We start from the raw sequence: 17,940 nt of genomic DNA on the forward strand, positions 1-17,940 counted from the left end.
CGCTTCGCTGGGGGGCGACCTCATAATAATGAGGAGGTGTTCAGAATGATCCACCACGTTTGGGGGCTCTTCACCCATCCCGATCAGGAATGGCAGGAAATCCGTGGCGAGGAAGAAAGCATCAGCCACATGTACCTGACCCATATCCTGGTACTCGCTGCCATTCCCGTAGTCTCCGCCTATATAGGAACCACCCAGGTCGGCTGGGCCATCGGCAAGGGGGACCCGGTCATGCTCACGCAGTCCAGCGCGATGCAGATGACCATCCTCTCCTACCTCGCCATGCTCGCCGGTGTCGCCGTGATGGGCGCCTTCATCCACTGGATGGCGCGCACCTACGACGCCTCGCCGAGCTTCACCGAATGCGTCGTGTTCGCCGCGTACTGCGCCACCCCGCTGTTCATCGGCGGCCTCGCGGCGCTCTACCCGCACCTCTGGCTCGGCATGATCATCGGCACGGCGGCCATCTGCTACACGGTCTACCTGCTCTACGTGGGCATACCGACCTTCATGAACATCCCCACGGACGAAGGCTTCCTGTTCTCCAGCTCGGTGCTGGCAGTGGGCCTGGTGGTGCTGGTGGCGATGATCGCCGCCTCGGTCATCCTCTGGGGCATGGGCGTGGGGCCGGTGTACATCCGCTGATCCCTTCAACCGCAGGACGGAGGCCGCCCCAGGGGCGGCCTCTTCGTTTGCCGGCCGGCCAAAAAGTTGAAACCCTCCCCTCCCCGGCCCTCTAACTCCTTGAGCCCCCTGCGACAGCGCCCGTGCGCCCCAAGGAGAACAGCCATGGCCCCGCATCTATTGACCCTCTTCACCCAGCCGGAACGCGCCTGGCAGGAGATCCGCCAGGACGAGACGCGCAACAGCCTGCATTACCTGGTGCACCTCCTGCTGCTATCGATCATCCCGGCGCTCAGTCTCTACATGGGCACCACCGTGGTCGGCTGGAGCCTGGCCGAGGACGAGGTGGTGCGGCTCGCCTCGGGCAGCGCCCTGCAACTGAGCCTCGCCCTGTACGTCGCCACCGTGCTCGGCGTGCTGCTGATGGGCGGCTTCGTGCGCTGGATGGCGCGCGTCTTCGACACCCGCCCCAGCTTCAACGAATGTGTGGGCTTCATCGCCTATACCGCCACCCCGCTGTTCATCGCCGGGATCGCCGGCCTCTACCCCAGCCGCTGGCTGGCGGTGGCCGTGCTGCTGCTCGCCGGTGCCTACTCGACCTTCCTGCTGTTCGTCGGAGTCCCGGTGTTCATGCGCCTGAAACAGGAACAGAGCTTCCTCTACGCCTCGTCCATCTGGGCCGTGGGGCTGCTGGTGATGGTCAATGTGCTGGTTTCCGTGATCCTGCACTGGCACCTGTACCTGACGCCGGAATACGTCTAGGGCGGCGAGTCACGACCGCTCGGCAGGAGAACGATTCGGCCGGTAGCGGCTTTGCGGCATAATCGCGGGCCCTGGAGTGCCCTCTATGCCCGAGCTGCTACACGCGCGCGTCGAAGCCTGCTACCAGCAGGCGGAAGCTTTTTTCCAACGCCGGTTCCCCCGCCCAGAAGTCAGTTTCAAGCTGCGTGGCCAGAAGGCCGGCGTCGCCCACCTGGATGAGAACAAGCTGCGTTTCAACCCGCAGCTGTATCGCGAGAACCAGGAAGATTTCCTCAAGCAGACCGTTGCCCACGAAGTGGCGCACCTGGTCGCCCACCAGTTGTTCGGCCACCGTATCCAGCCCCACGGCGAGGAGTGGCAGCTGATCATGCGCGGCGTCTACGAGCTGCCGCCCAACCGCTGCCACAGCTATGACGTGAAGCGGCGCAAGGTCACCCGCTACCTCTACCGCTGCGCCTGCCCGGACGGCGACTACCCCTTCTCCTCCCAGCGCCACGCCCTGGTGGCACGCGGGCGCCGCTACTACTGCCGGCGCTGCAAGGTGACCCTGGTGTTCAGCGGGGAACAGCGGCAGGAATAAACCAAAGCCCGCAGGGCGGGTGCAATCAGCGGATGTGCAGGTCGGCCCGAAGCTTGAAGCTTGAAGCTTGAAGCTTGAAGCTTGAAGCTTGAAGCAACGAGTGTGGGAGCGAATTCATTCGCGAAGCTGGGGCCCGATTGGTGGGCTGAAGCCCACCCTACGCCCCCCCTGTCTCTATCCACATCCGCCGAACGCGCGCCTACCCGGTCACCTTCCCCGCTTTCAGCGAGGCGATCTGCTCGGCGGTATAGCCCAGTTCCGCCAGCACCTCGGCGGTGTGGGCGCCCACGGCGACGCCCACATGGCGCGGTGCCGGCAGGCCGGTGGAGAACTTGATCGGGCAGGCGATCTGCCGTTGCGCCGGCAGCCCCTCGCGGGGCACCTCGGTGACCAGGCCCCGGGCCTCGATCTGCGGGTGCCGCACCGCCTCGGAAAGCGGCAGCATCGGCTCGACGCAGGCATCCAGCGCGGCGAACAGCTCGCTCCATTGGGCGAAGTCGCGTTTCTCGAACTCGATCTCGATGGCGCGCTTGAGCTCGCGCTGGTCCTCCGGCTTGGGCGACAGCCCGCGGGCAGCCAGCTCCGGCCGGCCGATGGCGGCGCAGAACTGTTGCATGAACTGCGGCTCCAGGCTGCCCACCGAGAACCAGCGGCCATCGCGCGTGCGGTAGTAGTCATAGAAGCTGCCGCCGTTGAGCGCCTGGTTCTCCATGACCGGCTCCACGCCCGCACCGAGGTAACCGGCGCCGGCCATGCCGTGCAGGCTGAAGGCGCAGTCGGTCATGCTCACGTCCACGTGCTGCCCCTCCCCCGTCGCCTGGCGCTGGATCACCGCCGCCAGCAGGCCCATCACCCCGTGCAGCGAGCCGCCGGCGATATCCGCCAGCTGCACGCCCAGGGGCAGCGGGCCGCTCTCCTGGCGCCCGGTGTAGCTGGCGATGCCTGCCAGGGCCAGGTAATTGATGTCGTGACCGGCCCGGTCGCGATAGGGCCCGGTCTGGCCGTAGCCGGTGATGGAGACGTAGATCAGCCTGGGGTTGATCGCCTTCAGCGCCTCGTAGCCCACGCCGAGCTTGCCCATCACCCCGGGGCGGAACTGCTCCAGCACGATGTCGTACTCGGCCACCAGCTGGCGCACCACCTCCACCGCCTCGGGGCGCTTGAGGTCGAGGGCGATGCTGCGCTTGTTGCGGTTCAGGTAGGCGTGGCTGGTGGAGGTGCCGCCGTCATGGGGCGGCAGCACGCGCACCAGGTCCATGCGGCCGGGGGACTCGACACGCAGCACCTCGGCGCCCATGTCGGCCAGCAGCAACGAGGCGAAGGGCCCCGGCAGCAGGGTGGAGAAATCGAGGATCTTCAGCGAAGCGAGCGGGCCTTTCATGGCAACTCCATAGCGGTTCGGGTCATTCCCAATGCAGCGGCTGGCGTGCGTCCAGGCACGCGGCGACTGCGGCGAAACGTTGTTCAAGCACGTTGCGGCGGATCTTCATGGTCGGCGTCATGCAACCGTTATCCACCGTCCAGCTCTCGCGCACCAGCACGAAATGGCTGATGCGCTCATGGGGCAGCAGCTGGGCATTGAGCACCTGCAGGCTCGCCGCCAGCTCGGCCTCCACCTTGCTGCGCGGCTCGGCGCGGGCCGCCGGGCTGAGCTCGATCAGCGCCAGCGGCTGGTCCAGGCCGTTGCCCATCAGGCACACCTGCTCGACCCAGAGGTTCTTGGCGATCTCGCCCTCGATGGGTGCCGGCGCCACGTACTTGCCCTTGCTGGTCTTGAAGATGTCCTTCACCCGCCCGGTGATGCGCAGGTAGCCATCGGCATCGATCTCGCCCTTGTCGCCGGTGTGCAGCCAGCCGGCCTGCAGCGTGTCGGCGGTCTTCTCCGGCTCCAGGTAATAGCCGGCCATCAGCGCCTGGCTGCGGTAGAGGATCTCGCCGTTCTCGGCGATGCGCACCTCGTTGTCCGGCATCGCCCGGCCGACGCTGCCGAAGCGCACCTGGCCGGGGCGGTTGAAGTTGCCGTAGGCGAAGTTCTCGGTCATGCCGTAGCCCTCGCAGATGGTCAGGCCGATGCGCCGGTACCACTCCAGCAGCGCCACCGGGATCGGCGCCGCGCCGCTGACCAGCACCCGCGCGCGGTCCAGCCCCAGCCCCTGGCGCACCTTGCGCGCCACCAACGTGCCGAGCAGCGGGATGCGCAGCAGGCGTTCGAGCCTGGCCTGGGGCAGCTTCTCCAGCACCCCCTGCTGGAAGCGCGTCCACAGGCGCGGCACGGAGAAGAACACCGTCGGCCGCACCCGCCTGAGGTCATCGGCAAAGGTGTCCAGGGATTCGACGAAGGCGATGGCGCCGCCGCAATACAGGCTGTTGGTTTCCACAAGGAAGCGCTCGGCGGCATGGGACAGCGGCAGGTAGGAGAAGAACTGCTCGTGCTCGTCCAGGCCCATCTCCGCCACCGAGCGGCTGGAGGCGAAGGCGAAGGCCCCGGCGCGCTGCATCACGCCCTTGGGCTGGCCCGTGGTGCCGGAGGTATAGAGGATGCTGAGCAAATCGTCCGGGCGCTGCACATGCCCGTCGCGCAACGGCTCGTGGGCGGCCAGCAGTTCGTGCCATTGGTGCTGCGCGCCCAGGGTCGGGTACGGCATGGCGATGCGGACGACCTCGGCGGGAATGCCGGCCTCGATCTTCCCGGCCTCGTCGAGCTTGCCGAGGATGATCGCCTTGCACGCCGAGTGGCGCAGCACGTAGTCGATGCTCTCCACCGATTGCAGCGGGTACAGCGGCACGCTGACCAGGCCCGCGAGCATGATCGCCAGGTCGCTGATGATCCACTCGGCGCAGTTCTTCGCCAGGATCGCCACCCGGTCGCCGGGTTCGCAGCCCAACGCCCGCAGGGCGCTGGCCAGGCGCCGGGCCTGGTCGTCGGCCTGGCGCCAGGACAGGTCATGCCACTGGCGCTCCACCGGCTGGCTGAGCCAGACGCGGTCCGGCGCGGTGGCCACCCAATGGGCGAGCCGCTGCAACGGCAGTTGGTCGGTCATCTTTCAACCCTCCTTGTTGTTCTTGTAATGGTCGGAGCTTGTCACGTTATTCGCCGCCTATCTGCCCTCCTCCAGGGCACGGCGGCTCGCCGGATAGCCTCACAGCCGGAACACCTGGCGCGCATTGCCATGGAGGAACTTCGCCTCGATCTCCGCCGGCAGCGCCAGCTCCTTCACCTGGGTCATGCAGCGCTCCAGGGACAGCTGCGGGAAGTTGCTGCCGAACAGCACCTTGTCCTGGCCGTAGCTGCGCATGAACTGCAGCAGCGCCTGGGGGTAGTAGCGTGGCAGGTAGGCGGAGGTGTCGATGTAGATGTTGTCGTGCTTCCAGGCCAGGCCGATCATCTCCTCGGTCCAGGGATGGCCGATGTGCCCGGCGACGATGCGCAGCTCGGGGAAATCCAGCGCCACCTCGTCCAGGTAAGGCACCGGGCGGCCGGTCTCCGAGGGCATCAGCGGGCCGGTGTGGCCCACCTGGGTGCAGAAGGGAATGTCCAGCTCGATGCACTTCACATAGAGCGGGTAATAGAGCCGGTGGTTGGGCGGTAGCTTCCACAGCCAGGGCACCACGCGCAGCGCCTTGCAGCCCAGGTCCAGCACCGCCCGCTCCAGCTCGCGCACCGCCGCCAGGGGTTTGCCGAGATCCACCGTGGCGACCCCGACGAAGCGGTCGGGGAAGGCCCGGGTGTACTCGGCCACCAGGTCGTTGTCGAACACCCAGCGCTCCGGCCGGCACCAGGCGGCGAGCATGAGCTTGTCCACGCCCGCGCGGTCCATCTCCGCCACCGTCTGCTGTGGCGTCAGCGGTTGGTCGAGCAAGTGTGCGGAACCGGATTTCTCGAACAGCCGGACCACCTCCGGCAACAGCTCGCGGGCGCGGCCGTTGGCAGGTTGGGCCCAGGCGTCGATGGCGCCCAGCGGTGCATTCATGGCAGTGACCTCCTGGTGTCCATACAGTGGCTGAACTCTAGCCCGGCCCGGGGCGCCGGGCCGGGGTTCAGAGCTTCATGCCGCGGCTGATGATCTCCTTCATGATCTCCGAGGTGCCGGCGAAGATGCGCTGGATGCGTGCGTTCGCGTACATCTTGCAGATCGGGTACTCCCACATGTAGCCCCAGCCGCCGTGCAGCTGCACGCCCTCGTCCACCACCTTGCACAGCAGCTCGGTGGTGAACAGCTTGGCCTCGGCGGCCACTTCGGGGGTGAGTTTCTTCTGGTTGTGGTCCATCACGCAGCGGTCGGTGAAGACCTGGGCGACGTCGATCTGGGTGCGCATCTCGGCCAGCTTGAAGCGGGTGTTCTGGAAGTGCGAGACGGGCCGGTCGAAGGCCTTGCGCTCCTTCACGTAGTCGATGGTTGCCTGCAACGCCGCCTCGGCACCGGCCACCGCGCCACAGGCGTTGGTCAGGCGCTCCTGGGCGAGCATGTTCATCAGGTAGAAGAAGCCGCCCTTGGCATCGCCCAGCAGGTTGGCCTTGGGCACCTTGACGTTGTTGAAGAACAGCTCGGCGGTGTCCTGGCTCTTCATGCCCAGCTTCTTCAGGTTGCGCCCGCGCTCGAAGCCGATCATGTCGCGCTCCACCAGGAACAGGCCCATGGCGTGCTTGTTGGCCGGGTCGGTCTTGGCCGCGACGATTACCAGGTCCGCCAGCAGGCCGTTGGAGATGAACACCTTGGAGCCGTTCAGCTCGTAGTGGTCACCCTTGTCCACGGCGGTGGTGCGCATGCCGGCGAGGTCGGAGCCGGCGGAAGGCTCGGTCATGGCCACCGCGAGGATGATTTCGCCGCTGATGATCCCCGGCAGGAAGCGCGCCTTCTGCTCGGCGTTGCCGTACTCGGCGATGTAGGGGCCGCACAGCGCCGAGTGCAGCGGGATCATGAAGCCCGGCTCGTTGATGTGGGCCAGCTCCTCGCACATGATCTGCTCGTAGCGGAAGTCCTTCAGCCCGGCGCCGCCGTACTCCTCATCCGCCCAGGGCAACAGGAAGCCCATCTCGCCAGCCTTGCGCCACACGGCGCGATCCACCACGCCCGCCTCCTCCCAGGCCTCCTGGTGCGGCACCACTTCCTTCTGCAGGAAGGCGCGGAACGCGTCGCGGAACATGTTGTGTTCGGTTTCGAAATGGATGCGCTGCATGCGAGGGGTCTCCCTGGAAAAAAACGTTCCGCAGGGTAGGCGGCGCCCGCACGCACGCTCAATGACGCAAGCGCTCAGGGTCGATTGACCCATGTGCTCAGCACAGCTTCAGGGGGCTCCCGCATGCGCGGGAGTGATGGGAATGCAAAACGCTCGTGGTACCTCGTCATCCCCGCGAACGCGGGGACCCACTAAAAGCCGCCCATAAAAAAGCCCGTCACGAGACGGGCCTGGAAAATCTCCTCCCCGTGGGGAGGGAGGAGAGAATTACAGGGTTCAGACGCGCTGGGCTTCTACCTGCGGCGCGGCATTGCCGGCCAGTTCGCGGTCCAGGGTGTCGGTGTCCAGCTGCTTGCACCACTTGGCGACGACCAGGGTCGCCACGCCGTTGCCCACCAGGTTGGTCAGGGCGCGGGCTTCGGACATGAAGCGGTCGATGCCGAGGATCAGCGCCAGGCCCGCGACCGGCAGGTGGCCGACGGCGGAGAGGGTGGCGGCCAGGACGATGAAGCCGCTGCCGGTGACGCCGGCGGCACCCTTGGAGGCGATCAGCAGTACCAGCAGCAGGGTGATCTGGTGGGTGATGTCCATCGGCGTGTCGGTGGCCTGGGCGATGAACACCGCGGCCATGGTCAGGTAGATGGAGGTGCCGTCGAGGTTGAAGGAATAACCGGTGGGGATCACCAGGCCGACGACCGACTTGTTGGCACCGAGCTTTTCCATCTTGGCGATCATGCGCGGCAGGGCGGACTCGGAGGACGAGGTGCCCAGCACGATCAGCAATTCCTCGCGGATGTACTTGATGAACTTGAGGATGCTGAAGCCATGGGCGCGGGCGATGCCACCCAGCACGATCAGCACGAACAGCAGGCAGGTGATGTAGAAGCACAGCATCAGCTGGCCGAGCTGCACCAGCGAGCCCACGCCGTAGGCGCCGATGGTGAAGGCCATGGCACCGAAGGCACCGATGGGCGCGACCTTCATGATCACGTTGATGATGTTGAACATCACCTGGGAGATGCGCTCGATGAACTCGAACACCGGGCGGCCGTAGTCACCCATGCGGTGCAGCGCGTAGCCGAACAGCACGGAGAAGAACAGCACCTGGAGGATGTCGCCGTTGGCGAAGGCGCCGACCACGGTCCCCGGGATGACGTTCATCAGGAAGTCGATGGTGGACTGCTTCTCGCCAGCCGCCGCGTAGGCCGCGATGCCCTTGGTGTCCAGGGTGGTGGGGTCGACGTGCATGCCGACGCCGGGCTGCACCACGTTGACCACGACCAGGCCGATCAGCAGCGCGAGGGTAGAGACGATCTCGAAATACAGCAGCGCGTAGCCACCGGTCTTGCCGACGGCCTTCATGCTCTGCATGCCGGCGATGCCGGTGACCACGGTGCAGAAGATGATCGGCGCGATGGCCATCTTGATCAGCTTGACGAAGCTGTCACCCAGCGGCTTCAGGGCGACGCCGGTCTGCGGGTAGAAGTGGCCGACCAGGATGCCGATGGCGATGGCCACCAGAACCTGGAAATAAAGGCTTTTGTAGAGGGGTTGACGGGTCATGGCAGGTCCTCTCGGGTGGTGCGGGGCCTGATTCCGTACAGGGGCGCACCACCGGTCTCTATCACCTCCCTTGCTGGGAGACTTTGTTGTTCTGCGATCCAAACCAATGGATGGCGAGACTCCTATCGCAAGGGCTGTGCCAACCCGAACGGATCGCGCAACACCTAGTGCGCCGTGGCCTACAGAAAACAACAGGGGGCTGTAGGACAATTCTTCAGGCGGATTCCCGCCAAGGCGCCCGGGGGATTCCCGCCACGACCACCCCTTGTCGCCCCCTCGCGCCCCGCCCTACCATCGGCCACCCCGAACCAGGAAGCCGCCCCATGCGCGAGCGCACCATCGCCAGTCATTTCGTCCGTGCCGCCTTGCGCGGTCCCGAGCGCCATGGCCTGGATTGCGCCGCCATCCTGCGCCACGCGGGCATCCAGGCGGCACTGCTGGAAGAGCCCCGCGCCCGGGTCGCCCCGGAGCAGTTCAGCCGGTTGATGCAGTTGCTGTGGGAGGCGCTGGACGACGAGTACATGGGCTTCGGCCGCCAGCGCAGCAAGCGCGGCACCTTCGCCATGATGTGCCACGCGATCATCCACTGCCGCAGCCTGGAGAAGGCCCTGGGGCGAGGGGCGATGTTCTACGGCCTGTTCCCCGAGGCGCCGCGCATCCTCCTAGAGCGCGAGGGCGAGTCGGTGCGCCTGACGGTGGACGACGCCACCCTCTGGGACCCGGACCACTTCCTCGTGGAAAGCCTGCTGGTGATCTGGCACCGCCTCGGCAGCTGGCTGATCGGCCAGCGCATCCGCCTGGAGGAAGCCACCTTCGCCTATGCCGAGCCCGAGCACGTCGGCGAATACGAACTGCTGTTCCCCACCCAGCGCCGCTTCGATGCGCCCAGCACCAGCCTGCTGTTCAACGCCCGCTACCTGGCCATGCCGCTGCTGCAGGACGAACGCACCCTCAAGCACTTCCTCGAGCACTCCCCCGCCGACCTGCTGGCCCGCCCCGATGGCGGCGACAGCCTCACCAGCCAGATCCGCCGCCTGCTGGGCCGCGACTGCCGCACCTGGCCGGACCTGGAAGCAGTGGCCCAGCAGCTGCACATCAGCCCGCAGACCCTGCGTCGCCACCTGCGCGAGGAAGGCTCCAGCTTCCAGGAACTCAAGGATCACCTGCGCCGCGACCTGGCGATCTACCACCTGGGCCGCGACGAGCTGTCCATCCAGGACATCGCCGAGCAGCTCGGCTTCTCCGAACCCTCGGCCTTCCACCGCGCCTTCAAGAAATGGACCGGCCTCACCCCCGGCGCCTACCGCGCCCAGGAAGCCTGACCGCCCAAACCCGACTCGCGTAGCCAGGACGTAGCCCGGGGGCTTTTCGCGCCAGCCTCAACCCTTCACCATCGCCGCCGCGCTGAGCATCTCGATCTCGCGGATCTCGAAATCCCGCACCAGGAACTCCATGCGCCGCTCGTGGAAGGCCTGCATGTGCGGCAGGGAGGAATGGGCCTCCAGGTCCGCCCGCGAGCGCCACACCTCGAAGAAGATGAACAGCGTCGGGTCGCGGGCATCGCGCAGCATGTGGTACTCGATGCAACCCGCCTCCGCGCGGCTGGGCTCGACGTAGGCGCGGAACAGCGCCTCGAACTCGTCGGCTTTCTCCGGGCGCAGATGGGCATGGAGGATAAAGGCGCAGGTATCGCTCATGGGCAGACGCTCCGGTTGCTGGAATGCGGCGCAGCCTATCGCAAGAGTCGATTGGCGATTCGTGCTTTTCACGCAAAGGCGATTTGCCCCGGAAGCGGTTTTTCCCGCGCACGGCCCTGGGTAACCTGCCGGTCATCGAGAACCTCACGAGGCCACCCAGCCATGAAAAAGATCCTCCTGCTCAACGGCGGCAAGCAGTTCGCCCATTCCGACGGCCGCTACAACCGCACCCTGCACGAAGCCGCCCTGGCCTACCTCGACCGCTCGGGCTTCGACGTGAAGGAAACCTTCATCGATGGCGGCTACGACACCGCCGAAGAAGTGCAGAAATTCCTCTGGGCCGACGTCATCGTCTGGCAGATGCCCGGCTGGTGGATGGGCGCGCCCTGGACCGTGAAGCAGTACATCGACGAAGTCTTCACCGCCGGCCACGGCAGCCTCTACGCCAACGACGGCCGCACCCGTTCCGACGCCTCGCAGAAATACGGCAGCGGCGGCCTGCTGCACGGCAAGCAGTACATGATCTCCGCCACCTGGAACGCCCCACAGCAGGCCTTCGACGACCCCACCGACTTCTTCGAGGCCAAGGGCGTGGACGCCGTCTACTTCCCCTTCCACAAGGCCAACCAGTTCCTCGGCATGACCGCCCTGCCCACCTTCCTTGCCGTCGACGTGATGAAGCGCCCCGATATCGAAGGCGACATCGCCCGCTACGAAGCGCACCTGGCCAAGGTGTTCGGCGCTAGCGCCTGATGCCGTTAAGTGGGCCCCCACCCTGCCATCAAGGCATCCGCACAGGTTCCTGCTCACGGGGCTGCAACGCCATGGAAGAGGCGGGAGCTCGCGAATGACGCCCGAGGCGACGAAGCGTCAGGCCAGCAACGCCACCGACTTGATCTGCGCCCACAGCTGCTGCCCCGGGTGCAGCCCGAGCTGGTCCCGCGAATAACGGGTGATGCGCGCCAGCAGCGGGTTGCCGTCCACCTCCAGGCGCACCAGCACGTGGGCGGCGTTGTCCGCCGGGATCTCGGCGCACACCGTCGCCGGCAACAGGTTGAGGATGCTGCTGTCCGCCTGGCGTTGCAGGCCCAGGCTGACGTCGCGGGCCTGCACCTTGAAGCGCACCCGCCGCCCGGCCTCTGCCGGGGCGTGGGCCACGCGCATGCTCAGCCCGCTGCCCGGCAGCCCGAGGGTGAGCAACTGGTACTCGGCGTCATGCCCGATCACCCGTCCCTCGATCACCACCCCCGCGTCATCGCCCAGCGCCGTGGGCAGGTCCAGCCGCGCCAGGGTCTCGCCCAGCGGCCCGCTGCCCAGCACGCGGCCCTCGTCCATCAGCACCAGGTGATCGGCCAGCCGTGCCACCTCCTCCGTGGAATGGCTGACATAGAGCACCGGGATATCCAGCTCGTCGTGCAAGCGTTCCAGGTAGGGCAGGATCTCCGCCTTGCGCTTGCCGTCCAGGGCCGCCAGCGGCTCGTCCATCAACAGCAGGCGCGGGCTGGTCAGCAGCGCCCGGGCCATGCCCACGCGCTGCCGCTCGCCACCGGACAGGCGCGCCGGCATGCGCTCCAGCAGGTGGCCAATGCCCAGCAGCTCCACCGCCTGCGCGAACTTCACGCGGCGCTCGGTGGCCGGGATGCGCTTCTCGCCGTACTCCAGGTTGCGCCGCACCGACAGGTGCTCGAACAGGCTCGCCTCCTGGAACACATAGCCCAGGGCACGCTTGTGGGTGGGCAAGAAGAGGCCGCGCTCGCTGTCCTGCCAGGTCTGGCCATTGACCTCCAGGCGGCCACGGGCGCTGCGCTCGAGGCCGGCGATGCAGCGCAGCAGGCTGGTCTTGCCCGAGCCGGAATGGCCGAACAGCGCCGTCACCCCGCGCCCAGGCAGGGCGAGATCGACGTCCAGCTCGAAGCCGGGCCAGGCCAGGTACAGGCGCGCACGTATGTCGTCACTCATGCCGCGGGGGTCCTCGGGGTCAGGTCCAGCCCGGCTTCATGCGCCGGCTGGAATACAGGGCCAGCAGTATGAGGAAGGAGAACACCACCATGCCACCGGCCAGCCAGTGGGCCTGGGCGTACTCCATGGCCTCGACGTGATCGAAGATCTGCACCGAGACCACCCGGGTCTTCTCCGGGATGTTGCCACCGATCATCAGCACCACGCCGAACTCCCCCACCGTGTGGGCGAAGCCGAGGATGGAAGCGGTGACGAAGCCCGGCCGGGCCAGCGGCAGCACCACGGTGACGAAGCTGTCCCAGGGGCTGGCGCGCAAGGTGGCCGCGACCTCCAGCGGACGCGGCCCCATGGCCTCGAAGGCGTTCTGCAGGGGCTGCACCACGAAGGGCAGCGAATAGAGGACCGAACCCACCACCAGCCCGGCGAAGGTGAAGGGCAAGGTGCCCAGGCCGATGGACTGGGTGAACTGGCCGATGAAACCATTGGGCCCCATGCTCACCAGCAGGTAGAAGCCGATCACCGTGGGCGGCAGCACCAGCGGCAGCGCCACCACCGCCCCCACGGGCCCCTTCAGCCAGGACCCGGTGCGGGCCAGCCACCAGGCGATGGGCGTTCCCACCAGCAGCAACAGGGCCGTGGTCAGGCTCGCCAGTTCCAGGGTCAGCCGGATCGCCGCCCAGTCGTCACCGCTCAGTGGCATCGCACCGTTTCCTCAGTCAGTCAAAGCTCGTAGCCGTAGGACTTGATCACCGCCGCGGCCTTGTCGCCCTTCAGGTAGTCGACCAGCGCCCTGGCGGCGGCGTTGTCCTTGCCCTTGGCGAGGATCACCGCGTCCTGCCTGATCGGGTCGTGCAGCTCGGCCGGCACGATCCAGGCGGAGCCGCCGGTCACCTTGCCATCCTTGTAGACCTGCGACAACGCGACGAAGCCCAGCTCGGCGTTGCCACTGGAAACGAACTGCTGCGCCTGGGTGATGTTCTGGCCCTCCACCAGCTTGCCCTTGACCTGGGCGGTCAGGCCCAGCTTCTCCAGCACCTGGGTGGCGGCCAGGCCATAGGGCGCGGCTTTCGGGTTGGCGATGGACAGGTGCTTGTACTCATTGTTCTTCAGCACCTCGCCCTCGGCGTCGACGTAGCCGTCCTTGGCCGACCACAGGGCCAGCGTGCCGACGGCGTAGGTGAAGCGGGTGCCGGCAACGGTGTCGCCTTCCTTCTCCAGCTTGGCCGGGGTGGTGTCGTCGGCGGCGAGGAAGACCTCGAACGGCGCGCCGTTCTTGATCTGCGCGTAGAACTGGCCGGTGGCACCGGTGGCGATCACCAGCCTGTGGCCGGTGTCCTTCTCGAAGTCCTTGGCGATGGCCTGGATCGGTGCGCTGAAGTTGGCGGCGACCGCGACCTGGACATCCTGGGCCAGGGCCAGGCTGGCGGTTGAGCAGGCGGCAAGCGTGACGAGCAGGCGAGACAGATGGCCCATGGGAACACTCCTTGGTTGTTGTGCGAGGTCGGAGGATGTGGAACGGAAGCCGACTCTAGCGCCTCGCTATGTATAAAACTATATAGCGATGAAAATTTTCTTCGGCGATCGTCACAGGCGTGCAATACAGACCGGTGAAACTGACTGCGGCTGAGGGACCAGCCCCCATCTGATGCCGCCGACGGCTCACTTGGCCACGACGGAAAAGTCCGGCGCTCCCGCCGCGCCGATATCGCCTCCGCCTCCCCCGCTGCGGAAACCTCATGGCCGCCTCCTGCGGCCATTTTCGTTCCCACCTCCCGCCCCCGTTCATCCGGCGGCACGCCCCATTCCTGACCGGGTTCTCAAGTTCGCCCAGGGACCGCAGACGGCGCTTTGCCATCATGCTAAAAGGCGCCCGCCAACCCAGGGCCCCAGGCCTGACTACACTTCCCGGGCGCCTGCCTGAAACCGAGCCACCATGTCGCCGACCCCGTTCATCGCCTGTGCCCTCACCTGCCTCCTCACCTTCCAGGTCCAGGCGGCCGAGCCCGGAAAGCTGGTGTTCTGCTACGAGGACCAGGACTCCTGGCCCTGGGTGATGCTCGACGACAAGGGCCTCAACCAGGTGCTGTTCGATCGTGTGCAACAGGCGCTGAAGCTGAAGATCCAACGCCAGCCGATGCCCTGGAAGCGCTGCCTCGATGGCCTCGCCCGGGGCCAGTACGATGGCGCCTTCGCCGCCGCCTTCAAGACCGAGCGCCAGGTCATGGGCCACTACCCGTACCGCGCCGATGGCTCGCTGGACACCGGCAAGCGCCTGCACAGCGCCTCCTACTCCCTCTACCGCCTGCGAGGCAGCCAGGCCGACTGGGACGGCAAGGCCTTCAGCGGCATCCGTGGCCGCGTCGCCTCGCTCAGCGGGTTTTCCATCATCGATTTACTCAAGGCCCACGGCCTGGAAGTCGAGGAAACCAGCCGCGACCCGCTGGCACTGCTGCGCATGCTCCACGGCCACCGTTTCGAGACCGCCGCCATGCAGACCCTGCGCGCCGACCAGCTCCTGGCCAGCCACCCGGACATCGGCCAGGACATCGAGAAGCGCCCGGTGCCACTGGAGCAGAAGGACTATTACCTCATGCTGTCGAACCGCCTGGTGGACGAGCGGCCCGCCGTCGCCCAGGCCATCTGGGACGAGATCGCCCGCCAGCGCGAATCCGCCGACTACCAGGCCCGGCTCAGGCAGGTGCTGGCCGACACCCCGCACGGCAACTGACCGGCCGGGGCCAATCGGGATCAGAGCAGCAACTGGCTCAGCACCGCGCGCAGCTTGCCGGGCTTGACCGGCTTGTTCAGCAACGGCGCGCCGAGGGCCTGGAGGTTGCGCCGGCACTCGTCGCTGCGGTCGGCGGTGATCATCACCGCCGGGATCGCCCGGCCGAACTGCCCGCGCAGCGCCTGCACCACCTCGCAACCGGTCACGCCGTGATCGAGGTGGTAGTCCGCCAGGATCGCCTCCGGCGCGACGCCGCCCAGGTTGCCCAGGGCGCTCTCCAGGTCGGGCGCGGTCACCACCTCGCAGCCCCACTGCCCCAGCAGCGCGGCCATGCTGTGGAGGATGCTCGCCTCGTTGTCCAGCACCAGCAGGCGCCGACCCGGCAGCGGGTCGCCGGTGACCGGGCGCGGCGGCCGCTCCTCGCGGCGTGCGGGCAGCACCTCCGCCAGCGGCACCTCGATGGAAAACACCGAACCGCGCCCCGGTTGCGAGCGCACGCCGATGGGGCAGCCGAGGATGCCGGCGATGCGGTCGACGATGGCCAGCCCCAGGCCCACGCCCTTGCGCTCGGCTGCACGGCCCCGGTCCAGCTGGTTGAATTCGAGGAAGATCGCCTGCAACTGGTCCGCCGGAATGCCCCGCCCGCTGTCCCACACCTCAAGCCGCACCTTGTTGCCCTGGCGCCGGCAGCCGAGCAGCACGCGGCCACGCTCGGTGTAGCGGCAGGCGTTGCTGAGGAAGTTGCGCAGGATGCGCGTCAGCAGGCGGATATCGGTGCTCACCGCGAGCCCCCGGGAATGCGCGCGCGCAGTTGCAGCCCGGCGGACTGGGCGACGCTCTGGAACTCCGAGGCCAGCGGCGCCAGCAGCTCGTCCAGGCGATAGGCGTCGATGTCCGGACGGATCGCGCTCTGGTCCAGCTTGGAGATTTCCAGCAGGTCGGTGAGCAGGTCCTCGGCGCCTTCCAGGGCCAGGTGGGTGCGCTCCACCAGCAGTTGCTCGGCACCCGGCAGATGGCGCTCGCGCAGGGTCGAGACCAGCAGCCGCGCCGCGTTCAGCGGTTGCAGCAGGTCGTGGCTGGCGGCGGCCAGGTACTTGTCCTTGCTCTGGTTGGCGGCCTCGGCGGCGTCGCGCGCCTCGCGCAGCTGGCCATTGAGGGTCTGCAGCTCCAGGGTGCGCGCCGCCACCCGCTGCTCCAGTTCGTCGTTCAAGGTCTGCAGCCGCTGCTGGGCGAGGATGCGTTCGGTGATGTCGGCGACGAAGCCTTCGAACAGCCCCTCCTCGTCCGGCTTCAGCAGCAGGTTCATCAGCACGTCGACATGGCTGCCGTCCTGGCGACGCAGGCGCGTCTCGTAGCCGAACAGCCCCTGCTGGCGCTGCAGCTCGGCGCGGATGTGCACCAGCTCCGCCTCGCCACCGACGAACAGGTGGCTGGCGAGATCGGTCAGCGCCCACAACAACTGCTCCGGCGAGTCGTAGCCGAGCATCCGCGCCAGGGCCGGGTTGGCCGCACGCAGGCCCTCCTGCAGGCTGGCCTGGAAGATGCCGTGCACGGCGTGCTCGAACAGCCACTTGTAGCGATTGCGCTCGGTCTCCAGCTCCTCCAGCCGGCTCAGCAGCTCGGGATAGTGGCTCTTGCGCGCCGAATGGCTGCCCAGCCCGAGCAGCGCCTGGCGCTGCTCCTCAGAGGGCCTCGGCATACACCACCTCGACATCCCGCTGGCTCGACTCGCGCGGGTTGGTGAGGATGCAGGGGTCCTCCATCGCATGGCGCGACAGGAAGGGGATGTCGGAGGTGGAAACGCCGTGCAGCTTCAGCGTCTCGTGGAAGCCCACCGACTGCTTGAAGGCGATCAGGTGCTCCACCAGGCGCTGGCGGATCTGGTTGTGGTTGAGCCCGCGCCCGTCGATGCCCAGGGTCTCGGCCACCACGCGGAAACGCTCCGGCGCGGCGCTGTAGTTGAAGGCCACCACATGCTCCACCAGCGCCGCGTTGCACATGCCGTGGGGCAGGTCGAGGAAGCCGCCGAGGCTGTGGGACATGGCGTGCACCGCGCCGAGGATGGCGTTGGAGAAGGCCAGCCCCGCCTGCATGCTGCCGAGCATGATCTTCTCGCGCAGGGCGATGTCGTCGGGCGTTGCGATCATCTGCACCAGGTTGCCGTTGATCAGGCGCATGGCCTCCAGCGCGTGGGTATCGGTGAGCGGCCCGCTGCCGGTGGACACGAACGCCTCGATGGCGTGCACCAGCGCATCGATGCCGGTACAGGCGGAGAGGAAGGGGTCCATGCTCAGCGTGGTTTCCGGGTCGATCAGCGACACGTCCGGCACCACCGCCTTGCTGACGATGGAGAACTTCATCCGCTCGGCCTGGTTGGAGATGATCACGAACTGCGACACGTCCGCCGAGGTGCCGGCGGTGGTGGGGATGAGGATCAGCGGCGGGCTCGGCACGCGGATGGTGTCCACGCCCTCGAACTCGAGGATGCAGCGGTTGTGGGCGACCATGATGCCGATGCCCTTGGCGCAATCCATCGGGCTGCCGCCGCCCACGGCGACTATCACGTTGCAGCCCTCGCTGCGGTAGAAGTCCGCCCCCAGCCGCACCTCCTCCACGCGCGGGTTGGGCGAGACCTGGGTGAACAGGCAGTAGTCGATGCCCTGGGCCTGCAGGCTGGCCTCCACATCGGCGACCCAGCCGGCGGCGAGCACACCGGGGTCGGACACCACCAGCACCTTGCGCGCACCAAAGGTGCTCGCGTAGTTGCCGACGTTATGCCGGCAGCCGGCGCCGAAGATGATTTCGGGGGACACGAATTTACGCAGTTGGCTGATGTCGTGGCGCATGAT

Annotated in this window: 16 protein-coding genes and 1 pseudogene; 6 read left to right on the forward strand and 11 right to left on the reverse strand. The window is 67.2% G+C overall.

The window, feature by feature from the left end:
- Positions 1-45 precede the first annotated feature (45 nt).
- The 3 genes from PHLH3_RS20695 to PHLH3_RS20705 all read left to right on the forward strand — a co-directional run bounded on the left by PHLH3_RS20695 (position 46) and on the right by PHLH3_RS20705 (position 1,966).
- Positions 46-645 (forward strand): Yip1 family protein, encoded by a 600-nt coding sequence (locus PHLH3_RS20695; RefSeq protein WP_111262045.1) that lies wholly within the window; start codon positions 46-48, stop codon positions 643-645.
- A 144-nt stretch (positions 646-789) separates the two neighbouring features.
- Positions 790-1,386, forward strand: coding sequence for a Yip1 family protein (locus PHLH3_RS20700; RefSeq protein ID WP_213625607.1), 597 nt, complete (start codon positions 790-792; stop codon positions 1,384-1,386).
- A gap of 85 nt (positions 1,387-1,471) precedes the next feature.
- Positions 1,472-1,966, forward strand: a complete 495-nt coding sequence (locus tag PHLH3_RS20705) for a SprT family zinc-dependent metalloprotease (protein ID WP_111262043.1) — start codon at positions 1,472-1,474, stop codon at positions 1,964-1,966.
- Between the two features lie 199 nt (positions 1,967-2,165).
- Here the strand turns inward: PHLH3_RS20705 and PHLH3_RS20710 are convergent, their stop codons facing one another.
- The 5 genes from PHLH3_RS20710 to PHLH3_RS20730 form a co-directional block, all read right to left on the reverse strand.
- Positions 2,166-3,347 (reverse strand): CaiB/BaiF CoA-transferase family protein, encoded by a 1,182-nt coding sequence (locus tag PHLH3_RS20710; protein ID WP_213625608.1) that lies wholly within the window; start codon positions 3,345-3,347, stop codon positions 2,166-2,168.
- 22 nt (positions 3,348-3,369) lie between these two features.
- On the reverse strand, positions 3,370-5,007 hold the full coding sequence (locus tag PHLH3_RS20715; protein WP_213625609.1) for an AMP-binding protein: 1,638 nt from the start codon (positions 5,005-5,007) through the stop codon (positions 3,370-3,372).
- Between the two features lie 99 nt (positions 5,008-5,106).
- On the reverse strand, positions 5,107-5,937 hold the full coding sequence (locus tag PHLH3_RS20720; protein WP_213625610.1) for an amidohydrolase family protein: 831 nt from the start codon (positions 5,935-5,937) through the stop codon (positions 5,107-5,109).
- A gap of 67 nt (positions 5,938-6,004) precedes the next feature.
- A complete protein-coding gene (locus PHLH3_RS20725) occupies positions 6,005-7,144 on the reverse strand; it encodes an acyl-CoA dehydrogenase family protein (RefSeq protein ID WP_173177966.1) in 1,140 nt (379 codons plus the stop codon).
- A gap of 276 nt (positions 7,145-7,420) precedes the next feature.
- Positions 7,421-8,707, reverse strand: a complete 1,287-nt coding sequence (locus PHLH3_RS20730; RefSeq protein ID WP_111262038.1) for a dicarboxylate/amino acid:cation symporter — start codon at positions 8,705-8,707, stop codon at positions 7,421-7,423.
- Positions 8,708-9,030: 323 nt separating this feature from the next.
- On the opposite strand from PHLH3_RS20730, the gene PHLH3_RS20735 reads away from it, so the two are divergent.
- Positions 9,031-10,029 (forward strand): AraC family transcriptional regulator, encoded by a 999-nt coding sequence (locus PHLH3_RS20735; RefSeq protein ID WP_173177960.1) that lies wholly within the window; start codon positions 9,031-9,033, stop codon positions 10,027-10,029.
- A gap of 57 nt (positions 10,030-10,086) precedes the next feature.
- Here the strand turns inward: PHLH3_RS20735 and PHLH3_RS20740 are convergent, their stop codons facing one another.
- Positions 10,087-10,404, reverse strand: coding sequence for a putative quinol monooxygenase (locus PHLH3_RS20740; RefSeq protein WP_213625611.1), 318 nt, complete (start codon positions 10,402-10,404; stop codon positions 10,087-10,089).
- 162 nt (positions 10,405-10,566) lie between these two features.
- On the opposite strand from PHLH3_RS20740, the gene PHLH3_RS20745 reads away from it, so the two are divergent.
- Positions 10,567-11,157: an NAD(P)H-dependent oxidoreductase gene (locus PHLH3_RS20745; RefSeq protein WP_213625612.1), complete on the forward strand. Its 591-nt coding sequence runs from the start codon at positions 10,567-10,569 to the stop codon at positions 11,155-11,157.
- 117 nt (positions 11,158-11,274) lie between these two features.
- Here the strand turns inward: PHLH3_RS20745 and modC are convergent, their stop codons facing one another.
- From modC to modA, 3 genes are read right to left on the reverse strand one after another with little or no spacing between them, the layout of a single operon-like run.
- Entirely contained in the window at positions 11,275-12,363 is a 1,089-nt protein-coding gene (gene modC, locus PHLH3_RS20750; protein ID WP_213625613.1) for a molybdenum ABC transporter ATP-binding protein, read from the reverse strand.
- Positions 12,364-12,382: 19 nt separating this feature from the next.
- Positions 12,383-13,063, reverse strand: a complete 681-nt coding sequence (gene modB / locus PHLH3_RS20755) for a molybdate ABC transporter permease subunit (RefSeq protein WP_213625614.1) — start codon at positions 13,061-13,063, stop codon at positions 12,383-12,385.
- 20 nt (positions 13,064-13,083) lie between these two features.
- Complete coding sequence (gene modA / locus PHLH3_RS20760; RefSeq protein WP_213625615.1) at positions 13,084-13,836, reverse strand: molybdate ABC transporter substrate-binding protein; 753 nt, start codon at positions 13,834-13,836, stop codon at positions 13,084-13,086.
- 460 nt (positions 13,837-14,296) lie between these two features.
- On the opposite strand from modA, the gene PHLH3_RS20765 reads away from it, so the two are divergent.
- Entirely contained in the window at positions 14,297-15,091 is a 795-nt protein-coding gene (locus tag PHLH3_RS20765) for a transporter substrate-binding domain-containing protein (RefSeq protein ID WP_213625616.1), read from the forward strand.
- 20 nt (positions 15,092-15,111) lie between these two features.
- On the opposite strand, the pseudogene PHLH3_RS20770 reads toward PHLH3_RS20765, so the two are convergent.
- Together PHLH3_RS20770 and ercA are read right to left on the reverse strand one after the other, a co-directional pair.
- Positions 15,112-16,790: pseudogene (locus PHLH3_RS20770) on the reverse strand (NahK/ErcS family hybrid sensor histidine kinase/response regulator).
- On the reverse strand, positions 16,774-17,937 hold the full coding sequence (ercA, locus tag PHLH3_RS20775; protein WP_173177920.1) for an alcohol dehydrogenase-like regulatory protein ErcA: 1,164 nt from the start codon (positions 17,935-17,937) through the stop codon (positions 16,774-16,776). The pseudogene PHLH3_RS20770 and the gene ercA overlap by 17 nt, the downstream one beginning before the upstream one ends.
- Positions 17,938-17,940: the final 3 nt, after the last annotated feature.

This window comes from Pseudomonas sp. Pc102 (genome assembly GCF_018408275.1).
Lineage (GTDB): Bacteria > Pseudomonadota > Gammaproteobacteria > Pseudomonadales > Pseudomonadaceae > Metapseudomonas > Metapseudomonas tohonis.